Annotated in this window: 18 protein-coding genes and 1 pseudogene; 13 read left to right on the forward strand and 6 right to left on the reverse strand. The window is 34.7% G+C overall.

The window, feature by feature from the left end; translation table 11 throughout:
* Positions 1 to 242: 242 nt before the first annotated feature.
* From FDY99_RS01705 to FDY99_RS22890, 5 genes are all read right to left on the reverse strand, one after another.
* A complete protein-coding gene (locus FDY99_RS01705; RefSeq protein WP_139418827.1) occupies positions 243 to 884 on the reverse strand; it encodes an imm11 family protein in 642 nt (213 codons plus the stop codon).
* Positions 885 to 4,868 (reverse strand): hypothetical protein, encoded by a 3,984-nt coding sequence (locus FDY99_RS01710; protein ID WP_139418828.1) that lies wholly within the window; start codon positions 4,866 to 4,868, stop codon positions 885 to 887.
* Between the two features lie 359 nt (positions 4,869 to 5,227).
* Positions 5,228 to 5,605, reverse strand: a complete 378-nt coding sequence (locus tag FDY99_RS01715; protein WP_139418829.1) for a hypothetical protein — start codon at positions 5,603 to 5,605, stop codon at positions 5,228 to 5,230.
* 58 nt (positions 5,606 to 5,663) lie between these two features.
* A complete protein-coding gene (locus FDY99_RS22885; RefSeq protein WP_162304129.1) occupies positions 5,664 to 5,840 on the reverse strand; it encodes a hypothetical protein in 177 nt (58 codons plus the stop codon).
* Between the two features lie 305 nt (positions 5,841 to 6,145).
* Positions 6,146 to 6,304 (reverse strand): hypothetical protein, encoded by a 159-nt coding sequence (locus FDY99_RS22890; protein ID WP_159437588.1) that lies wholly within the window; start codon positions 6,302 to 6,304, stop codon positions 6,146 to 6,148.
* Between the two features lie 126 nt (positions 6,305 to 6,430).
* Here FDY99_RS22890 and FDY99_RS01720 point away from each other — a divergent pair, with 126 nt between their 5' ends.
* The 5 genes and pseudogenes from FDY99_RS01720 (at position 6,431) to FDY99_RS01735 (ending at position 12,429) form a co-directional block, all read left to right on the forward strand.
* Positions 6,431 to 6,703: a hypothetical protein gene (locus FDY99_RS01720; RefSeq protein ID WP_139418830.1), complete on the forward strand. Its 273-nt coding sequence runs from the start codon at positions 6,431 to 6,433 to the stop codon at positions 6,701 to 6,703.
* Positions 6,696 to 10,400, forward strand: coding sequence for an ABC transporter permease/M1 family aminopeptidase (locus FDY99_RS01725; protein WP_139418831.1), 3,705 nt, complete (start codon positions 6,696 to 6,698; stop codon positions 10,398 to 10,400). The genes FDY99_RS01720 and FDY99_RS01725 overlap by 8 nt, the downstream gene beginning before the upstream one ends.
* 662 nt (positions 10,401 to 11,062) lie before the next feature.
* Positions 11,063 to 11,428: pseudogene (locus FDY99_RS01730) on the forward strand (DUF6428 family protein); the annotation flags it as partial.
* Positions 11,429 to 11,908: 480 nt separating this feature from the next.
* Positions 11,909 to 12,067: a hypothetical protein gene (locus tag FDY99_RS22895; RefSeq protein WP_159435801.1), complete on the forward strand. Its 159-nt coding sequence runs from the start codon at positions 11,909 to 11,911 to the stop codon at positions 12,065 to 12,067.
* Between the two features lie 11 nt (positions 12,068 to 12,078).
* Positions 12,079 to 12,429 carry a hypothetical protein gene (locus FDY99_RS01735; RefSeq protein WP_076781566.1) on the forward strand — a complete coding sequence of 117 codons (351 nt, stop codon included), beginning with the start codon at positions 12,079 to 12,081 and terminating at the stop codon, positions 12,427 to 12,429.
* A gap of 135 nt (positions 12,430 to 12,564) precedes the next feature.
* Here FDY99_RS01735 and FDY99_RS01740 read toward each other — a convergent pair whose 3' ends face one another.
* A complete protein-coding gene (locus FDY99_RS01740; RefSeq protein ID WP_084173838.1) occupies positions 12,565 to 12,921 on the reverse strand; it encodes an SDR family oxidoreductase in 357 nt (118 codons plus the stop codon).
* On the opposite strand from FDY99_RS01740, the gene FDY99_RS01745 reads away from it, so the two are divergent.
* The 8 genes from FDY99_RS01745 (at position 12,867) to FDY99_RS23610 (ending at position 19,116) form a co-directional block, all read left to right on the forward strand.
* Complete coding sequence (locus FDY99_RS01745) at positions 12,867 to 13,415, forward strand: IS3 family transposase (protein ID WP_084173839.1); 549 nt, start codon at positions 12,867 to 12,869, stop codon at positions 13,413 to 13,415. The two genes, FDY99_RS01740 and FDY99_RS01745, sit on opposite strands and share 55 nt — an antisense overlap.
* Before the next feature lie 364 nt (positions 13,416 to 13,779).
* Positions 13,780 to 14,463, forward strand: coding sequence for a Crp/Fnr family transcriptional regulator (locus FDY99_RS01755; RefSeq protein ID WP_139418832.1), 684 nt, complete (start codon positions 13,780 to 13,782; stop codon positions 14,461 to 14,463).
* A 111-nt stretch (positions 14,464 to 14,574) separates the two neighbouring features.
* Positions 14,575 to 15,015 (forward strand): Hsp20/alpha crystallin family protein, encoded by a 441-nt coding sequence (locus FDY99_RS01760; protein WP_139418833.1) that lies wholly within the window; start codon positions 14,575 to 14,577, stop codon positions 15,013 to 15,015.
* Between the two features lie 79 nt (positions 15,016 to 15,094).
* Positions 15,095 to 15,532 carry an Hsp20/alpha crystallin family protein gene (locus FDY99_RS01765; protein ID WP_139418834.1) on the forward strand — a complete coding sequence of 146 codons (438 nt, stop codon included), beginning with the start codon at positions 15,095 to 15,097 and terminating at the stop codon, positions 15,530 to 15,532.
* A gap of 21 nt (positions 15,533 to 15,553) precedes the next feature.
* A complete protein-coding gene (locus FDY99_RS01770; protein ID WP_139418835.1) occupies positions 15,554 to 16,498 on the forward strand; it encodes a YfdX family protein in 945 nt (314 codons plus the stop codon).
* A 257-nt stretch (positions 16,499 to 16,755) separates the two neighbouring features.
* Positions 16,756 to 17,124 carry a hypothetical protein gene (locus FDY99_RS01775; RefSeq protein ID WP_139418836.1) on the forward strand — a complete coding sequence of 123 codons (369 nt, stop codon included), beginning with the start codon at positions 16,756 to 16,758 and terminating at the stop codon, positions 17,122 to 17,124.
* Positions 17,125 to 17,433: 309 nt separating this feature from the next.
* On the forward strand, positions 17,434 to 18,051 hold the full coding sequence (locus FDY99_RS01780; protein ID WP_228448720.1) for a zinc metallopeptidase: 618 nt from the start codon (positions 17,434 to 17,436) through the stop codon (positions 18,049 to 18,051).
* A 96-nt stretch (positions 18,052 to 18,147) separates the two neighbouring features.
* Complete coding sequence (locus FDY99_RS23610; protein ID WP_139418837.1) at positions 18,148 to 19,116, forward strand: DnaJ C-terminal domain-containing protein; 969 nt, start codon at positions 18,148 to 18,150, stop codon at positions 19,114 to 19,116.
* Positions 19,117 to 19,200: the final 84 nt, after the last annotated feature.

The following is a 19,200-nucleotide window of genomic DNA, read 5'->3' on the forward strand; positions in this document are numbered from 1 at the left end:
CACTGAAGAATTCTTCTGTCTCAAATCATTTTTCGTCCATTTTTTTTTATTTAATTTTTTTTTTGCAATATTACCTTCTATTTTAGAACGATTTTTGTTACAAAATATCAATTTTTTGCCATAGATTTACTGCAAGTTGGCAAATAGATAAATTTATCTCAAAAAGTTTTAATTCGTTAACCTTTAAATAAAAAACCGAAACCCTAAAAGTTTCGGTTTAATTCATTTTTTTGATTGATACTTTATTCTTCTGTATAAAATTCATTCCCTGTAAATTCCTCAAACCATACGCCGGAAATATTAGCTTCTTCTATGGCTTTTTTAAGCGATTGTGAAACTAAAAGATCAACATCAAAAGGAGAACGAAATAAATCGGGAGTTTCTTTTAATACTAATTTTTTGGGGCTTGAAAACATAGGTAGCTGATTTTCATTATTACCAGTAATTATTTCACTCGTTTTTAAATCTTTAAATACCGATAGACTAAAGTCAACTATCTCATTGACATATATTAGATGAAGAAAAAAATAAGGATTTTCAGCCAATTTCTTAGTAAAATCTTTGTCGGCTGTAATTATTGAACAATTGTAAAACCGGAAATTCTTTACATAAAAATTTGCTATTAAGTCTTTAAATTTTTGATTTACAAAAATACCTATAGAAGTAGCAGGTAAATAAGAACTTAATATATCAGTTAGCTTTGCCGCTCTTTTAAAAATAAAATTATCAAGATTTGGTTCGACGGAAGGAAACTCTCTGAATTGTAATATTTCAAAATTGTTAGCAACCTTAAAGTAATTCTTTGGGACATCCAATTGTGGCCATGTTCCTACAATTTCGCTTTCCGTCGATAACTTCATTGTATAATAAACTATCTTTCTCATTTATTTAATATTTTTTAAAAAACTTTCTAATACCTCGTCGTATATAACTTTCGAATTTAAATTACCCATGTTTTCTCCTTGCCTAAATAAATCGTCTACTTTTATTCCTTTTTGCTTAGATAATACATCTAACTCTTTTAACATTCTCGTAGATAATTCTTCCGTAAAGCTTTTTGCCATTGATTTATTATAGTTTGGTAAATGTGCAAATTGTAAACGAAATTTTTCTAATAAGTTATAAACTGCATCATCATAAAAAGGATGACTTGCGTGTACCCCATCAGTTAACCCTAATGATTTACTATACTTTTTAAGATTTATACCATTTACAATAGTATTAACTTCAAATCCTGCATCTATAGCATCTTGATAAACTTTACTTCTACCTATGTTTGAAATAGAAAGAGCATGATGTGCCTCTTCACCAGCAACGGTTTTCAGATTCTTTCTAAGCTGAGATCTGTTTTTAGCAGCATCTTTGGCTGCTTGAGAAATGTTTGGATTACCGAACCAAGCGGGGTCCTTACTTCCCTTATTAATTATATTGTTTGCATTTGGAGCCACATTCAGTTCGTCAAATTTAGCTTTTAGTGCATCAACATCATCAGAAATTTCAACCAGCTCATCCACAAACTTACTAACCCCTCCTTTTTCTACGGCTTCTTTAGCACTCTTAGCTCCTTTAGAACTATGGCTTCCAACAATAAACGCTTCCTCTGTACCAACTTTTACCTTATCACCAACTTTTCCTAATTTTGGATCATCTACAAATTCCAACTTTCCACTCGCCAGTAAAACCCAAGGATTAACACTTCCGTAAAGATAAAATTTAAATCCTTTTACAACAATTTTAAATCCTTTGAATTTAAAACGTTTCGCTAATTTTTCACCTAACTCGTCTAAATTTTTAGCGCCTTTAGCTATTCCTTTACCTATTCCCTGGACAAAGAACTTCGCTTTACCAGCCTGTTTTACAAATCCTTTTCCGGTAGCAACAAGAGCATTTTTGCCGGCTTTCAGAGTGCTTTTCGCTCCCGCTTTGGCTAAATTAACCACTCCTTTCACGCCACCTTTAGCTGCTGTTTTTAATACTTTAAACAATGCGGCAGAATCGAATAAAAGTATGAAAATTAATTCAACTAAAATAATCCCGATTGCTCTTGCTAAAGCTTTTCCTGCGGTAGCTGTCTTTCCTAGCCAACCATCAGTCATAAATGTTTTGAAGAAACCACTCGCTTTTGCAACAGCTTGTGCCATCATTATAGCAGCAAAGATTTCGAGTGCAGGCGGAATCAATGCAAAAATAGCTCCTGCTGTAAGAATCGCCAATGCGGTTATTCCGAGAACAATTGCAGCTCCGATACCAATATACTTCCATTTGTTTTCTTCCCAGTTTTTCTTAATTCCTGACCACATCTGCTCTTTTAGGTAATACATACGAACCAAAGGAGTCCAAGGACCTACCAATTTCATTTCTTCAGGCATTGAGCTTTCTGTTGCAGCCTGTTTACCAGAAGCACTTCCTGTATCTGTACTAGGCGGTGATTGTTTGTTTTGATAATCAATAAACCAATCAGCTTGAGCGTATGGATCGGCTGGAATGTCTTGTTTTTCGGCTGCGGTTGCATCACCTTCCATTTCTTGTGATCCGGCAGCAGATTGTTTAAACATATCAAGCGTATTGTTATTGGCTCCGAAATTAATTTCACCATTACTGTCTTGTAATTGAGAAAGAAGTTCTGGGCTCAATTCCATATCATTCGTTACAGGATCAACATGGAAATCACTTTCGTTATAAGAATTTCTACCTAACAAATCATCATATTCTGAATCTGAACCTGAGCTTGCAGCCTTAGTCATTGCTGTTTTTTCAAATGGTAACGGTTTTGTTACATCCATTCCCAAAAACTCTTCAGAAATTTGTCCCATAAAGTTATCCGGCATTACCATAGCCGAACTTGTCAAGTTGTATAAACCTTCCATTATTTTTATAATTCCGGCTACAATAAAATTAACCGCATCAAGAATCAGGTTGTAAAAATCCTGCAGTGCGCCAATAAGTGTATCTACTGCTTCTGCCAAGAAATCAATAATAGCAACAACTGCTTTTTTGAAGACTTCAAATGTTTCGTTTACGAATTTTTCGGCAACCGCAACGTATTTGTCTATTTTGGCTTTTAGTCGGTCTCTGATACCAGGGAACGCCGCCAAAGCAAAGTCTAAGAAACCTTTTAACAATGAAGCAAAACCTTTGATAAAGCCTACAATTGCTTTTCTTGCTATTTCTAATGCTGCTAAAACTAATTTTTTGGCTGCTTCAAAAAGAACTTTTACCGCTTCTCTGAGTTTGGTAAAAATAAAATTCAGTGCATCTTTTAGGGCGTTAATAAATGCTGTAGCTTTATCGGCAACCCAACCAAAGAAGCCTCCGCTCTTTTTATCCTCTTCAGCCTTTTTTGCTTTAGCATCTTTATCTGCGACTTCTTTTTTCTTAAGCGCTTCTTTATTAGCGTAATCAATATGACCCTGAGCTGCTGTTTCACCTCTGTTTTTCTCCGTTTTTATATTTCCGAGAGTTGTTTTAGCCTGGTTACTAGATTTTTTCGCAAAATCAGATTCTGTTTTATTGAGTTCATTTTGCCATTCAGTTCTTGATTGGTTAACATCTGCCTGAGCATCTTTTACAGATTTCAGCTGTTTTTCCTGTGACTTGTTTTTTTCTTCATTTATTTGATTTTCAGAAGATTTTTCCTGTTCAATTACTTTTTGATTATGCTCTAATTCTGCCGTTTGATATTTCTCCGTTTCGGCTCCTATTTTTGATTGAATAATAGGTTCGAATTGAGCATTGATACTAGCTTCATCAATACCATCCAGTTTCAAAGCATCAAAAGGTTGTTTTTTAACAGCTTTGGAAGTTATTTTGCGAGAGGATTTAAGGGTCTCATCGTTTGGTTTTTTGATAATGCTGTTTTCACCATAATCTTTATGAATGTCTTTTGCAGCCTGATTTTTTTTGATACCCATATCTTGTGCAGCATCATTTTGCTCAATTGACAAATGTTCTGTATCTGCTTCTCCACTAAGATCTAAATTTGCACTTTGCTGCATTTTTGTAGGAATTGCAGAAGTATTCAGCTGAATTCCTCTAAGCTGATCATGAGCCTGTCTTTCAAAAGTTCCGTTTTTAGCACCTGCTGAATTAAAAGAATAGCTTACTTTTTTCAATGGCTCGCTTTGCGGGAAAGAGACTTCTTTTGACTTAGGTTTTTGAGCTGTAGATTTAACAGTTTTTTTGCTTGATTTTGCTACGGTTTTATCTTTGCCAGCTTTACTTTTTCCTTTAGATCCGGAAAAAGCACTCCCTATTTTTGCATTCACTTTTGGAAGTCCTCCTTTTGCTTTCTCGGTTTGGCTATTTAAAAGTGCAGTACTGCTATTTTGTACCGCATTAAAATCACTAACTAATTGCGTAGCCGGAGAACTTGACAAGTCAGCCAAAGAAGTATCGGTTTTGCTCTTGCTCACTGATTTTGCTTTTTGTTTCGGCTTAACTTCCTTGTCTTTTTTGATCTCTTGATGATTTGCAGCTTGTTCTTGTACCGTCTTTGGTAAATAAGTTCCCGATTTAAGATCGTTATAATCACGTACCTGATCAATATTCAGGGTTGTCATATAATCTTTTTCAGTTTCTTTGGTATCGGGATGATTGACATCACCGGTTTGTGCCAAACTTTCCTGAAGTTTTTCATAGGTTATTTCTGAACCCTGATCGTAAATAGTTTGCGAACTGTGAACGGGTACAATATTACCATTGAGGCTTCCTGATCCGGACTTAGCTTTCAATTCGTCAGATTTTTGGGTTTGTATACCTCCTACTTCTACCTCAGATAAAGGTATAACCGATGGCTCTTTTTGCCGTTGATTTTTAATCTGGCTTTGTTGGACTTTATTGTCTTTTTCTACAGGTTTTGCTGTTTTCATTGACTTAGTTTTTTAATTTCATATTGAGTTAGAAGGCATATAAAACGCAATTGATGTGATTGCGCTTTATATACCTGTTGATCTGAGGAATCAGACCGTGTATGGTGAATTTTTAAGAATTTAAGCTCTCAGCTTTGGGATGAGAAACGGGTATGCTGAGTCACCTCCAGTATTATTTTCGTACTTTTCTAAGTATTCAATTTTTCAAATTCTTAATTTCAAAATTCACTCTTTTTCATGAGAATTACCTGATTTCTGAATGATAGATTCTGTAGTTGCAGTAAGCTTTTTTTAAGAATCTTTTCTATCTAAATGATGCAGGTATTATATGAGTTTATTTTTATTATTTGATTTCTCTTTTAAATAATTTCATCCTTTTTTTCTTCCTCCTCCTCAAAGTGTCTATCTGTTTTTACACCGTATCGATTTTCGATAAAAAGATTCACTGCTGTGTCAATCCAGTTGGGCAGATTTGTAGTGATCATTTTTAGAAACTTATCATAGCCATAGCCAAGAACAAACAATACTCCCGTAGAGTACCATTTGTCGTGTAGCTCTGCTCTGTTCATTAAATAACTCATAGTAAAACCGACAATTACCACAATCAACAATGTGATAAAGTGTTCCCATGGCTGTTTTTTTTCTTTATTTTGTATAGAGATTAATACTCTTAGCAATCCTCCTGAAAATGCAATTGCAGTTCCGATTAACAGAGCTTGTATACTATCCAGATTCATTTTTTCTTATATATTATTTATTAAAAATTTTGTTTTTTTACGAATCTCAGATGTTAAACTATTCCTCATCAAGTATGTACATATCATCTAAAAATCTTTTGCTTTTTCGGATATTTCCTTTTTCATTTACATAGGCTAATTCGTCGATAAGATCATTGATGTCTCTTTTAGGTTTTTTCAATTTTTCCTTACTTTCTTTATTTTTTTTATTCTTTTTCTTTTCTTTCTTTTTCATGGTTTCTAAAGTTGATTAAATGGTTGGTTGTTTTTTTTAATATTTTGAAAGTTGATTTCTCTAGAAATACAAGGTCAAAACGGTTTCTTTTCAGTCTCTTATTTCGCCTAAAAACAATAGAACTAAAAAACTAAAACCGTTTTTTTCCTTATACTTTTATCTACAAGTTTACATTTGAGAAAGAAGTTGTGGCAACTCTTTTAATTCATGGTTGATGGGTTAGTTATTAAAGCCTACAGAATGACTTTAAATCATTTTCTCTTTTTAGAATATATAAGACTGAATTTTGTAATATTATTTACAAACTAACTCTCCAGGATAATGTTATATATTGTTCTTTCAGATAAAAACAGCATTTCTGTCAATTCGGTTACAATCACTTTCATCTGCTTATTTTGATTGCGTTTTACATAATCAATTACAAAATTTTTTCTCTTCTCTACTAATTCTTTGCTACGTTTCATTTTTGGTTAAAAGTTTTTATGTTAAAAGTTTTTTTTATAGTCAGACAAGTTTCATGGTTATTAAAATTGTCTCTGTTTAAATAAGACAACAAAGCCTCTAAAGACTTATTTTAAGTCTTTAAACAGATGTTTATACATTATTTAATTTTGGTTTTTAGAAGCCGATCTTTGGTATTTGAAGATTTTCAAGGGAAAATCTGGAAAAAACTTGTAGAGAAATCAGAAGTTGAGGCTGCGAAAGAAGAATATCAGGTTATTTCAACCCACATTTCTGAAGGGAAAGTTGAGATTCGTGTTTATGCAGAAAATCAGCCAGATGCAGGTTTCATTCCAGTTGAATCTAATTTGGAAGACGTATATTTCTCAAGTATCACCAAAAAAATGACGGCTAATGTTTAAAGAATTATTCTCATTTGAGCTCAGAAACGGTTTCAAAAAATGGAGTACACAGATTTATTTTTTAGTTTTTCTCACATTGGGTGTTCTTGTAGGATTGGGGACTACCGGTGCATTTGATACTTCTACTTCAGATTCCATTCTTATCAAAAATTCTTCTCTTGCAATTGCAAAACTGATTGTTGGGATGAGCGGGAACATTATGGTTCTCATCAATGGTGTTATGATGATCAGTATAATGGCAACTGCCATTCAGAAAGATTATGCCTATAATTTTCACGGCTTGTTGTACACGACTCCCATTACAAAGTCAGGTTATTTTTTTGGAAGATTTTTAGCTAATTTTCTGATATCGGTTTATGTTTTTTCAGGAACGCTCATCGGCTACTTCTTTGGAACTTTGTACGGACTCGGTACTCCGCAGTTAGGCCCGATTGATATCTTCAATTATCTATTGCCTTTTTTGATTTTCACAGTCGTTAATACTTTGATTATCGGTTCTGTTTTTTTCGCATTGACCACCTTTACAAGAAGTACTTTGTCTTCTTATCTTTTCTGCATTATTTTGCTTTTACTTTCGATTTTAAGCGACAGTATTTTATCGGATATTCAAAATAAAAATTTGGCATCACTTATCGATCCGTTCGGAAGTTTTGCATTGAGACAGACCACCGAATATTGGACGCCTTTCGAACAAAATGAAAATGCAGTTCCATTCTCGGGTATTTTGCTTTGGAATCGCTTACTTTGGTTGGGCATTGCGTGTTTATGTGTAGGATTTACTTATTTTAAATTTGATTTTAACCAGTTTCTACAGCCTTTTTCTCTTTTCAAAAAGAAGAAATCAAACTCAGCAGAAGTCATTTATTCCAATTCTGGGAAATCATTGCAGGAAATTCTTACTGTTCAAAAAGATTTTGGATGGATTGCCAAACTGAAAGAGCTGTTCTACCTTTCTTTTTTCGAAGTGAAAAGGATTGTTTACACGCCATTTTTTGGAATTATCAGCTTCATCTTCGGTGTAATGTTAATTGTGCTTTCCAATTTTATGAAATCGATGTATGATGCAGAAGCCATTCCTGTTACGTTTCTGTTGGCAGAATTGGCTGAAGAAGGTCTTTCTTTTTTCCTGCTTTTGTTGATTGTTTTGTTCTCAGGAAATATCGTTTGGAGAGAACGTGAAAATAAAATCGATGAGTTGATTGGCGTAAGTACAGTTTCCAATTTCAACCTGATGTTTTCCAAATTTTTGGGAATGGTTTGGATGGTTGTCATTATGCAGATTTTTTCAAATTTAATCTGTATTGGAATTCAGTTTTACAAAGGGTTTTATGATGTAGAACCATTAATCTATTTGAAATTTAATTTATACAACCTACCTTATTATTTGGTTTTAATAGGTTTCAGTTTGTTTGTTCAATTAATTGTTAACAACAAATATTTTGGGTTTTTCTTAGCCATTTTCCCTGTTGTCTTTCTTCCGATTTTGTATAATTATCTCGAAATTGATGGCATTCTGTACAGCTTCAACTCTAATGGTTCGCAACTTCCCTATTCCGCTTTAAATGGTTTTGGGCAAGTACTTTACAGCTATTTTATTGTGAAATCTTACTGGATTTTGATGATGTTGTTCTTATTATTCATTGCACTTATCGCTTTCCCAAGAGGTAAGGAAAAAGGATTATCTAAAAAATATCTTCTTTCAAAAGCATCATTCAAATTAAAACATAAAGCTTTACTGTTTATATTCCTGTTTTTAACTGTTGGGCTTGGTGGATATATTTATTACAATACCCATATTCTGAACAAAACCTACACCGAAGTTGAAATAGAAAAAATGCGTGTTGATTATGAAAAAAAATATAAATATTTAGAAAAAATCAGCCAGCCGAGAATTGTTTCTTCAGATTTGAATATTGATATTTATCCTAAAACATCTGGCTGGAGTGTAGTTGGAATTTATTACTTAAAAAATAAACAGCAGAAACCCATTGACAGTATTATTATTAAATATCCTAACAACCTCGATGGGCATTATTCTTACCAGAAAATACAATTATCAGCTTCTGGAAAAGAAATTTTTAATGATGAAAAAGTTGGTTTAAAACTTGTAAAGCTCAATAAGCCACTTCAGCCGGGAGATTCTGTTGCTTTTAATTTTCAATATAAATTTCAACCGAAAGGTTTTGCCAACTCCGAGACAGAAACTGATGTGGTTGGAAATGGCTCATTCTTCAATTCTCATAATTTGCCAGGATTAGGATATGATTCAGATACAGAACTTTCTGAAAATGATGCCCGCAAAAAATATGGTTTGAAACCAAAACCGAGATTGGCAAAAGTGAATGACCAAAAAGCGAGAATGAATAATTTCATTTCAAATGATGCCGATTGGATAAGATTTAAAACGCAGATCTCTACAGATGAGAATCAGATTGCGATTGCACCGGGCTATCTTCAAAAAGAATGGAAAGCAAATGGCAGAAGATATTTTACGTATAAAATGGATTCTCCTATTCTCAATTTCTATGCATTCCTTTCCGCAGATTATCAGGTGAAAAAATCAAAATGGAATAATGTAAACATTGAAATTTATTATCAAAAAGGTCACGAATATAATGTTGGTAGAATGATTTCATCTATTCAAAACAGTTTAAGCTATTATACCAAAAACTTTGGGCCTTATCAGCACAAGCAAGTCCGAATTATTGAGTTTCCACGTTATGCTTCATTTGCACAATCTTTTCCTAACACGATTCCATACTCTGAAGAAATTGGATTCCTGACGAAAGTTGAGCCTAATAAACCTGAAAAAATAGACCTTCCTTTCTATGTAACGGCTCACGAAGTGGCGCATCAATGGTGGGGACATCAGGTAGCCGGTGGAAATGTTCAGGGAAGTGCGATGATGTCTGAAACATTTTCACAATATTCTGCTTTGATGGTGATGGAGCACGAATACGGCGCTCAAGCTATGAGAAAATTTCTGAGTTATGAGCTTGATAAATATCTAAAAGGAAGAAGCCAGGAAAGCAAAAGCGAAATGCCTTTGATGTTAGTTGAAAATCAAAACTACATTCATTATAATAAAGGAAGTGTTGTGATGTATGCACTCAAAGATTATTTGGGAGAGGCAAAGCTGAATTCTATTTTGAAAAAATATTTAAATCAAACTAAATTTCAGGAACCACCATACACCAATTCTGTAGAATTTGTAAATCTCCTGAAAAAAGAAACACCAGACAGTCTGCAGTATTTGGTAAAAGATATGTTTGAAAACATTATATTGTATGAAAACTACGTGAAAAAACTTTCCTACAAAAAAATTGGAGCCAAATATGAAGTTAAACTTACCGTAGGAAGTGCCAAATACCGAGTTGACGGAAAAGGAAAATCTAAAAAAGTTCCTGTTGCTGATTACATTGATATTGCTGTTTTAGGTGCAAAATCTAAACAATTTCCGGAAGGAAAAGAACTTATTTTCAAAAAAGTAAAAATGGACAAGCCCGAAAAAACTTTCACGTTCTTTATAAACGAAGAACCTTTGGAAGCAGGAATTGATCCTTACGCCAAGCTTATCGATCGTAATACTAAAAATAACGTCCACGATTTCAAATCTCAACCCGCAAAAGTGAATCTGGATGAAGATGACAAATCTGGAGGAGCAGGAATGAAAGTGACTGTAAATACAGGAGATTAATTGTCTCTATCATATAAGAGCCTCTACATCTAGAGGCTCTTTTTATTTTTATCATGAGTTTAGTTTTCACCAAAGTAAAACGCAACCTATACTCTTTAAAGCTTACAGGTAATAATCTTTATTTCCTATAATTGGTTTTAAAAAAATTACCATTTTTCGAATCGTTGATTTTGTTTGATTTTCATCTAAGTTTTAAAAGTTAATCAATTTATCTGATGAATATTTTTGATAAAAATTGAGTCATCATATCAATACTTATTGCTCCAAATTCTCGATTCCCATCTCTGTTGAAAATAATAACCGGATGTTTGCATTCTTTTTCAGGCTGGATAAGAAATCCGTGAGTTTTTAAATTGTCAAATTTTTGACTAAAACAAACACATTAGAATCTACTATTTCACTAAATAAAAATACCAGATACTTTGTAGTTATCTGGTATGCTTTGGCATTGAAAAAAACAATTTGTGACCCCGGAGGTTCATTTTTCGAACACATTTATAGAAGATTTGAATAAACTTGCTCAAGTATCATCACTTAATAAATATTAAAAAACAAATACTAGCAGATACTTTTTTTTAAAGCCTTTTGTAAAATCAAATTATCGAACAATAATTACTAATAATGCTAATGTATCAATTTTGAAGTTTAGTTACCTTTAAATACAAATAATCAAAAATTTTATTGATTGTGGCGGAGTAATCCGTAAGGAAAAAGTAGTCAACTTTCAATTGTGGAATGCCAATGATTATGAGCACAGGTTGAAACCAGGAAAACTATTAAGTATAATTAAACTTTCAGAAAATAAATTAGGAATTGAAGATGCGGAGATAGAAGTGGAATATCAAAGCGATACTATTGGTAAATACGATTTGGATTTCAATGGAAATACATTTGTACTGAAAAATAAAGCGACTGCTTGCTTGGCTCAGGATACTTGCGGAATTCCTTCTGAAAAACAAAACAAAAACCTTTACAAATTAACAGCAAATCAATCCAATTCATGCACTCCAAATTCAGGATGCTGCTAACGACTTCGAACGCATGCGAATATTTGTTAGTATAACTCATTTTGTTATTTAAGAAATCCCCTCTTAATACCATTACTGTACCAATTCCCAAATAAGTTTGAGACATCTATAGGCTAACCATCTGTTGGCTCGGAGCTTCATTCGCAATAATGTGTGGAATAGTTTTTACAGCTATTTTTTTGTTGAAGATATACTGCAAATAATAATGGATTTGTTCTATTTTCTTCACCATTTTTCATCAAATTACTTGTCCGCCCAGTACTGTATACTCACCGTCTAGTTTGTGGTAAAAAAAGTTTAACCGATTGAACTGTGAACAGATGTATTATCTAGTTAATTATATTTGTATAGTTTAACCATTTTATAAAATGGTTAAACTAATTAAGAAATCCCGAATTTGTTACTAAATACTTTATGACCACACTGTTTGTTAAAACTAATTATAGCCAATTTTGTATTGTAAATTAAAGCAGGCAGAATATGGCAACTGATAATAAAATTGGGATCATCTATCTACCCTTGGAAGATGTGGAAAGCGAACACTGTGCACTTATCGTTGATAAGGGGTTGGCACAGGTAAAAGAATTGCTGCCGTTAAAAACGGTCAAAAGAATAGCTGAAAAAACGCAAATAATTTAAAACGAACAGATATGATCACAACAGAGAAAACTTTATCGGAAGTTATGGAGATCCTCAGACAGCGGGGCTATACCGAAGACTTCAACCTATTGGAGGTTTCCGCATCCTATACGCCGGACAAACATTGCATCAACATCAATGATCTGGTCATTGATAAGATCTACCGTTTTACCGGGCAGAACGATCCGGATGATGAAGCCATCCTTTACGCTATGCACAATAAGAGTGATGGGGCTAAAGGTGTATTTGTGAATGGTTACGGGACCTACACGGACACCGAAGCAGACGAGATCATCAGTAAAATTGCAGTACATGAAAATGATGCGGATGATTGGACAATAGATTGCTCAGGTAACTGCTAAAAATGTATAATTAACTGTAATTTTTATTAAATTATGCATAATAATTCACTTATTATGGCTATTCTCATTTTTTGATGACCAAAAACAATAGGGATATCGTTGAATATTCCTATTGCCTGTTTAAGTTATTGAAATCTATAAGGTTGTACCACCGTCAACAGCAAGTGCCTGTCCTGTTAAATGTTTGGCACCTGCAAGATATAGTACACCATCGGCAATGTCTTCAGGTGTTTGCTCTACGCCTTGAGGTATGTAAAACTTTTTGTTTCTTTCCCAAGATTGCTCTTCAGTTTCGCCTTCCAGTTTGGTTCTGTTTGCCCTTCCGTCTTCACCTCTCCACATACCTGTCCCTACGATTCCAGGACAGATCGCATTAACCGTAACACCAGAGCTGGCAACTTCACGGGCTACCGTATTGGTATAGCCATAGTTATGGGATAGCTGAAAATCTCCTCCAAAGAGATTTTTCAGCGGATTCCCTCTCGCAAAAATGGGTTGGAGACATCACTTACATCCATACTGGCAAAGGTTGGCTCTATCTAACAACAGTCATCGATCTTGAGGACAGAAAAGTCATCGGATGGTCTTTGAGTACCGATATGACTGCTAAAAACACTTCTGTAGAAGCCATCAAAATGGGTATTGTAAACCGGGGTGTCAAAGGTGGGCTTATTTTCCATTCGGATAGAGGGATCCAATATGCCTGCGATGAATTCAGCGAGGTAATTGTAGAAAACAAGATACTTCAAAGCATTAGCAGGAAGGCGAATTGTTGGGACAATGCAGTGGCTGAGAGCTTTTTCAAGACGTTAAAGGCGGAAATGGTTTATCAGAGGAAATTCATGGATCAGCAGGCGGCTAAATTAGAGGTTTTTGGATATATTGAGGGATTTTATAATACCAAAAGAACACATTCTGCACTGGGGTGTAAAACCCCCAAGCAGATCGAAGAGATGCTGCTGGATAAAGAAAGATTGGCAGCATAAAAAAGTCTCCTATTTTAAGTTGCAATTCCAATTTGAAAGATCCTACAAAAGTTATAGGAAGATTTAAAGAACCACTTTATTACCCGACGAAAATGAACGTTCCGGTTATGTCCCAAATGTAGTTTACACATGCGGGGCAATCGTCCACAACAATGAACTCATCATCCCCTATGCCATGAGTGACTATGCATCGTCTTTTGCATCGGTAAACCTTGATTTATTATTGGAAGAATTACTGCGGGAAAACACTTAAATTATTGCCAATAATAATACGTAAATTGCATCTATCAATTTTAATGCTTTCTTGAAATTTCGCCTCTGTAATAGTCTGTTCAATGAAAGTGTTGTAAACAAGGAAACAAAAATGAGTGAAAAAAGAAACATATCGAACAAACTTTTTGCAGAGCTTCGCAACCGTTTCAGCAATGAAATAAATAGCTCCTTTGAGATAAGGACTTTTAAAAAAAGAGAATTTATATACAGAAAAGGTAATAAGCCTAAAGGTGTGTATTTTATGAAATATGGGTGGGTTAAAATATTTAGGGGTGGCAATGAAGGTGATGAGGTTATATTGCGGATGCTTGGGCATAACGAATTTATTGGTTATGTATCTTTAGTAAAAGATACACCATACCCTGACAATGCCCAGGCATTAGAATATTGCGAGCTATACTTTTTTCCCCGAAATGTATTCCTCACACTTATACATGAGAACTATGATTTTACCAGGTCAATTATTCAAATGTTGTGTAATGAGATAAGGAGCAGTGAAAAAAAAATTGTGAACCTGCATTCAAAGAAAATTGATTCACGGTTGGCTACTTTATTATTAGATCTCGAACAGGCATCTGAAAATAGCCCTGTGCATGATGACAGCCTGATTCGTTTACCTAAAAAAGATTTGGCTAAAATAATAAACATTAGCCCTGAAACGCTTAGCAGGTATTTAACCAGGTTTCAGGAATCCGGACTTATTAAATCTATAAACGGAATGATTGAACTTTTAAGAAAAGACAAATTATTTAAAATATCAAATATGAACGATTGAACAAATTTTTTCAGTGTCTTGATTTGAATCAAGGAAAAGCATTTCTAAAATACATAACTTTGACTAGAATTATTTTCAATTATTCGTTTTTAACCTTAAAAATTAAAAATTATGGCACTAGTAAAAACAAATTATCCACTATTCGGAAATCTTTTTGATGATTTCTTTGGCACCGAATTGGCCGATTGGAGAAACCAAAACTTTTCGGCTACCAACACCACACTTCCTAAAGTAAACATTAAGGAAGACGAAAATGGGTTTGTAGTTGAAATGGCTGCGCCGGGTATGAAAAAAGGCGATTTTAAAATTAATGTTGATAACAGCCTGCTTACAATTTCTTCGCAAAAGCAGGAAGAACAAAAAGAGGGCGAAGGTGAAAAATACACCAGGAGAGAATTTGCCTACCAGGCTTTCACCCGTTCCTTTACCCTGCCCAATAGCGCCGATGCTGATAAAGTCAGCGCTTCTTACAACGATGGTATTTTAACCGTTACTATTCCAAAAAAGGAAGAAGCTAAGCCTAAACCGCCAAAAAGCATTGAAATTTCGTAATTTATTATAACAGGTCATCGCAATTTTTGCGATGACCTGATATTGAATTTAATTGTAAAACTTTAAAAAATTAGCTGATATGGACTTAATTAAATGGACAAAAAACATTAAACCAAAATTTCCAAATGTTATTGAGAAATTTTTTGGTAAAAAAATTGACGACCAGGCTTCGGGTTCGGAAGAAATCGCCAGCGTACCCGCAGTGAACATAAACGATAAAGGCAACACCTTTGAGGTTTCTTTAGCCGTGCCGGGAATGGATAAAAAAGACATTAAACTTGAAGTTAAGGACAATTGCTTAGTTGTTTCTTCTGAAAAACAATACGAAAAAGAAGAAAACGAAGGCAACTGGATGCGCCGTGAATATGGTTATGCCTCGTTCCAACGAATGTTTCAATTACCCGAGAATGCCGACCCTGAATATATAGATGCTTCTATGAAAAACGGGGTATTGAAAATAAAAGTTGGTAAAATAAAGGGTAAAGAAGAAAACAAAAAGGCAATAGAAATTAAATAGTAACCACAGAATTAAATAATCATGAAAATATTAAATAAAATTCTTTATAGTTTTCTGGCAATAGTTTTACTAACAAGTTGCGGAGATAAAAGCCAAAACAAAAGCGAAGAAGAAAGTGTCGCGCAAACGGAAGAAATCCGAATGGAAAAACCGATTGAATTGGGTATGAATGCCGATTCACTTGCAGGTAAGGTTCAGGAGCAGGCAATTGATGCTGTTGAATCATTGAGTGACCAAATAGTGGCAGAAGCCTCAGAAGCTCTCGGACAAGTTTACGTGGCGCTTGACGCCCTCGAAGCAAAGGATACCAAAGGAGCTCTGGTAGCGCTTGAAAAATCAACCGGCAAGTTAAATATTTTACTGGCCCGTAAACCCGATTTGGCACTGGTACCTATTGACGTATCGGTTAAAACCGTTGACCTGGTGGCCGACCTTGAAACAATCAGGCATATAAAAAGAGCAGCAAGAAAGGCCTTAAAAGAGGACTATTTCCAGGTGTTGCGCCATGAGTTAGCAAAACTGGCCAGTGAATTGCAGGTTACTAAAGTTGAATTACCTTTAGCAACTTTTCCCGAAGCCATGAAATCAGCAGCGGCTTTAATTGACAAAGGGAAAACTGATGAAGCCAAAGTAGTTCTATACACAGCTCTTAACACATTAGTTATAAGCGAAGAACGCATTCCTTTGCCTATACTGAGGGCACAGGCGCTTATCGCTCAGGCCATAACCGATGATGCTTCCAATGAAGACAAAAAGAAAGAGGTACTCGAACTTCTTGACAATGCAGAATACCAGTTAATTATGGCCGAAGAGCTTGGTTATGGCGAACGCGACCGTGAATATGAAGAAATAAACAAAACCATTAAAGAATTGAAAAAATCAGTGAAAGATGATGGTGATTCTCAGGCATTGTTTGAGAAATTTAAAACAAAACTTGCTGATTTTAAGAAAAGAATAGCTTCATAACAATTTTTATTCTTAACTTTTAGATTAAATTAACCGGGGCTGTAAAATATTAAATAACATACAACCCCTTTAGGCAATAAAAGCCGGAATAATATTTCGAAAGTTTAAAAATGTTGATTAATAATTCAAAAAAAGTGCAAACATGAAAGCAAATTACATAGCCTTGTTCATTGCTTTTTAAATAACCTTTTCGTCATGCAATGGACAGGAAATAAAAAAAGGAAAAGAATAATAATGAGTCTGATACTACTTTAATATTGGGTAACCAACCTAAAGAAGATATTAAGGTAAATAAAGAGTACGATGAGAATGGAAATTTAATCCGTTATGGTTCTACTTATACCTATTACTATTCAAATATTGAAGGAGATGAAATTGCTGCCGACAGTATTTTTAATAATTTCCGGAATATGTTTGAAGACAATTATTCTTTCTCAACAACGCCATATTTCAATGATTTGTTTTTCGAAGACAGCTTGTTGAAGTATGATTTTTACAAAAACGACTTTTTTCACGAACGTTTTATGAATAATATGCAACAAATGGAAAGACTATTTTGGGAAATGGACTCTATCAAAAACAAGTTTTCCATGGAACAATTTCCTGAGAAAGAAAAGAATGAATAACATTATTTCACTATAAATCGGTATTCCTGAGTAAATAGGGTTACAGATTATAAACATCAAATAACTGTAATTCTTGAGAAAATGGATGATATTGACAAATATAGTATTTTGGGTTTAATATTCGGCTGCCCCTTAAAAGACGAAATTGCCTAGAAATGTCCGTTTCATGACATCAGGTAAAAAGAACCATCTGAAAGGTACAAAATTGTATTAAAATATAGTGAAAAGAAGCGTATAGAAATGTTACATTTTCATAATTGCAGATTGTGTAGAAAAAAGTAGTTGTTTAATCTTAAAATCTTTAACATTATGATGCTTTGGTTGATATTCGGGATATTTTTTATTTTAATTTTGATTGCGGGAAGCAGACTAAAATCCAAATTCAGGGAATATACAGCAATTCCTACTGCCAACGGCATGATCGGAGCCGAAGTTGCCCGAAAAATGCTCTACGACCATGGTTGTTATGATGTTAATATTACGCCGGTTCAAGGAACTTTAACCGACCAGTACAATCCGCAAACCAAAACTGTAAATCTTAGCCAAGATGTTTATTATGGTACAAATGTAGCGGCAGCTGCCGTTGGCGCTCACGAAGCAGGCCATGCCGCGCAACATGCTAATGCCTATGCTTGGTTAGGCCTGCGTTCAGCGCTTGTGCCTTTACAAAATATCAGCGCAACTATTTTAAATATGATTTTTATTGGAATGTTTTTCGGCTTGTTTTTACTCGGAAGTTTATTCTCCATGCAAACGGCACCTTTAATAATTGTTGCATGTTATGGATTTTTTACCCTTTTTGCATTTATTAAACTACCAGTTGAATTTGATGCAAGCAGCAGGGCATTAGCATGGATTCAACGTACCGGAATAACCGATTATTATTCACACTCAAAGGCTGAAAAAGCATTGCGTTCGGCAGCTTAAACTAATATAATTGCTGCTTTGTCTTTGCTTGCTACTTTACTCTATTATTTCTTTGCTTTGCTTGGACATAGTGATGAATAATAGCTATTTAAGAATATGGAATACAAAGATTACTATAAAATACTGGGTGTTGATAAGAAAGCCTCTCAGGATGAAATAAAGAAGGCATATCGCAAACTGGCGGTAAAATACCATCCGGACAAAAATCCCGGGAACAAGGAAGCAGAAGAAAAATTTAAGGAAATTGGTGAGGCTAATGAAGTATTGAGTGACCCGGAAAAAAGAAAACTATACGACCAACTGGGCTCCAATTGGAAGCAATACCGGGATGCTGGCTATGACCCATCAACCGCTGGTGGAAGAGCAAGATATTCACAGGGTGCACCCGGGGGGCAATATTATCATGAGTTTGAAGGCGACCCTTCTGAGTTTTTTGGAGATGGTAGCAGTGGTTTTTCCGACTTTTTTGAGTCTCTCTTTGGAAGAGGAACCAGACAGGGGAAAGGATTCTCTGGAACCGGCGGGTTTTCCGGGTTCGGTGCAGATATACCCGGTAACGACCTGGCAGGAGAAATAACTATTTCTTTACAAGAAGCCTACACAGGTACCGAACGCATTATTGACCTGGGGGGTGAAAAGATTAAGCTGAAAATAAAACCTGGAGCTTACTCCGGATTAAAACTCCGCGCAAAAGGAAAAGGAGAGAAAGCCCGGGGAGGAAAGGGAGGCAACCTGTACATCACCATCAACGTGTCCCCTCACCCGGTTTATGAGCGCAAAGGAAACGACTTGCATATGAACATGCCTGTGGATTTGTTTACAGCACTACTTGGTGGCGAAATGGAAATCCAAACCCTGTCAGGCAGAATAAACATGAAAATTCCTGAAGGTACTCAAAACGACAAACAGTTCAGGCTTAAAGGAAAGGGTATGCCTGTATATGGTAAATCTTCGTATGGTGACTTATATGTTAAAATTCAGGTGAAGCTACCGGATAAATTGACCCCGGAACAAAAAGAACTGGTTATGAAATTGAGAGACAGTGTTCAGAAAACAAATCGTTGATTGAAAATGACCAAATTAAATATGAAAAAAGTTTAATTATATAAGAATCAAAATTCATAGCCAATTAAAATGAAAACAATAATT

The organism is Chryseobacterium mulctrae (genome assembly GCF_006175945.1).
GTDB classification, from domain to species: domain Bacteria; phylum Bacteroidota; class Bacteroidia; order Flavobacteriales; family Weeksellaceae; genus Chryseobacterium; species Chryseobacterium mulctrae.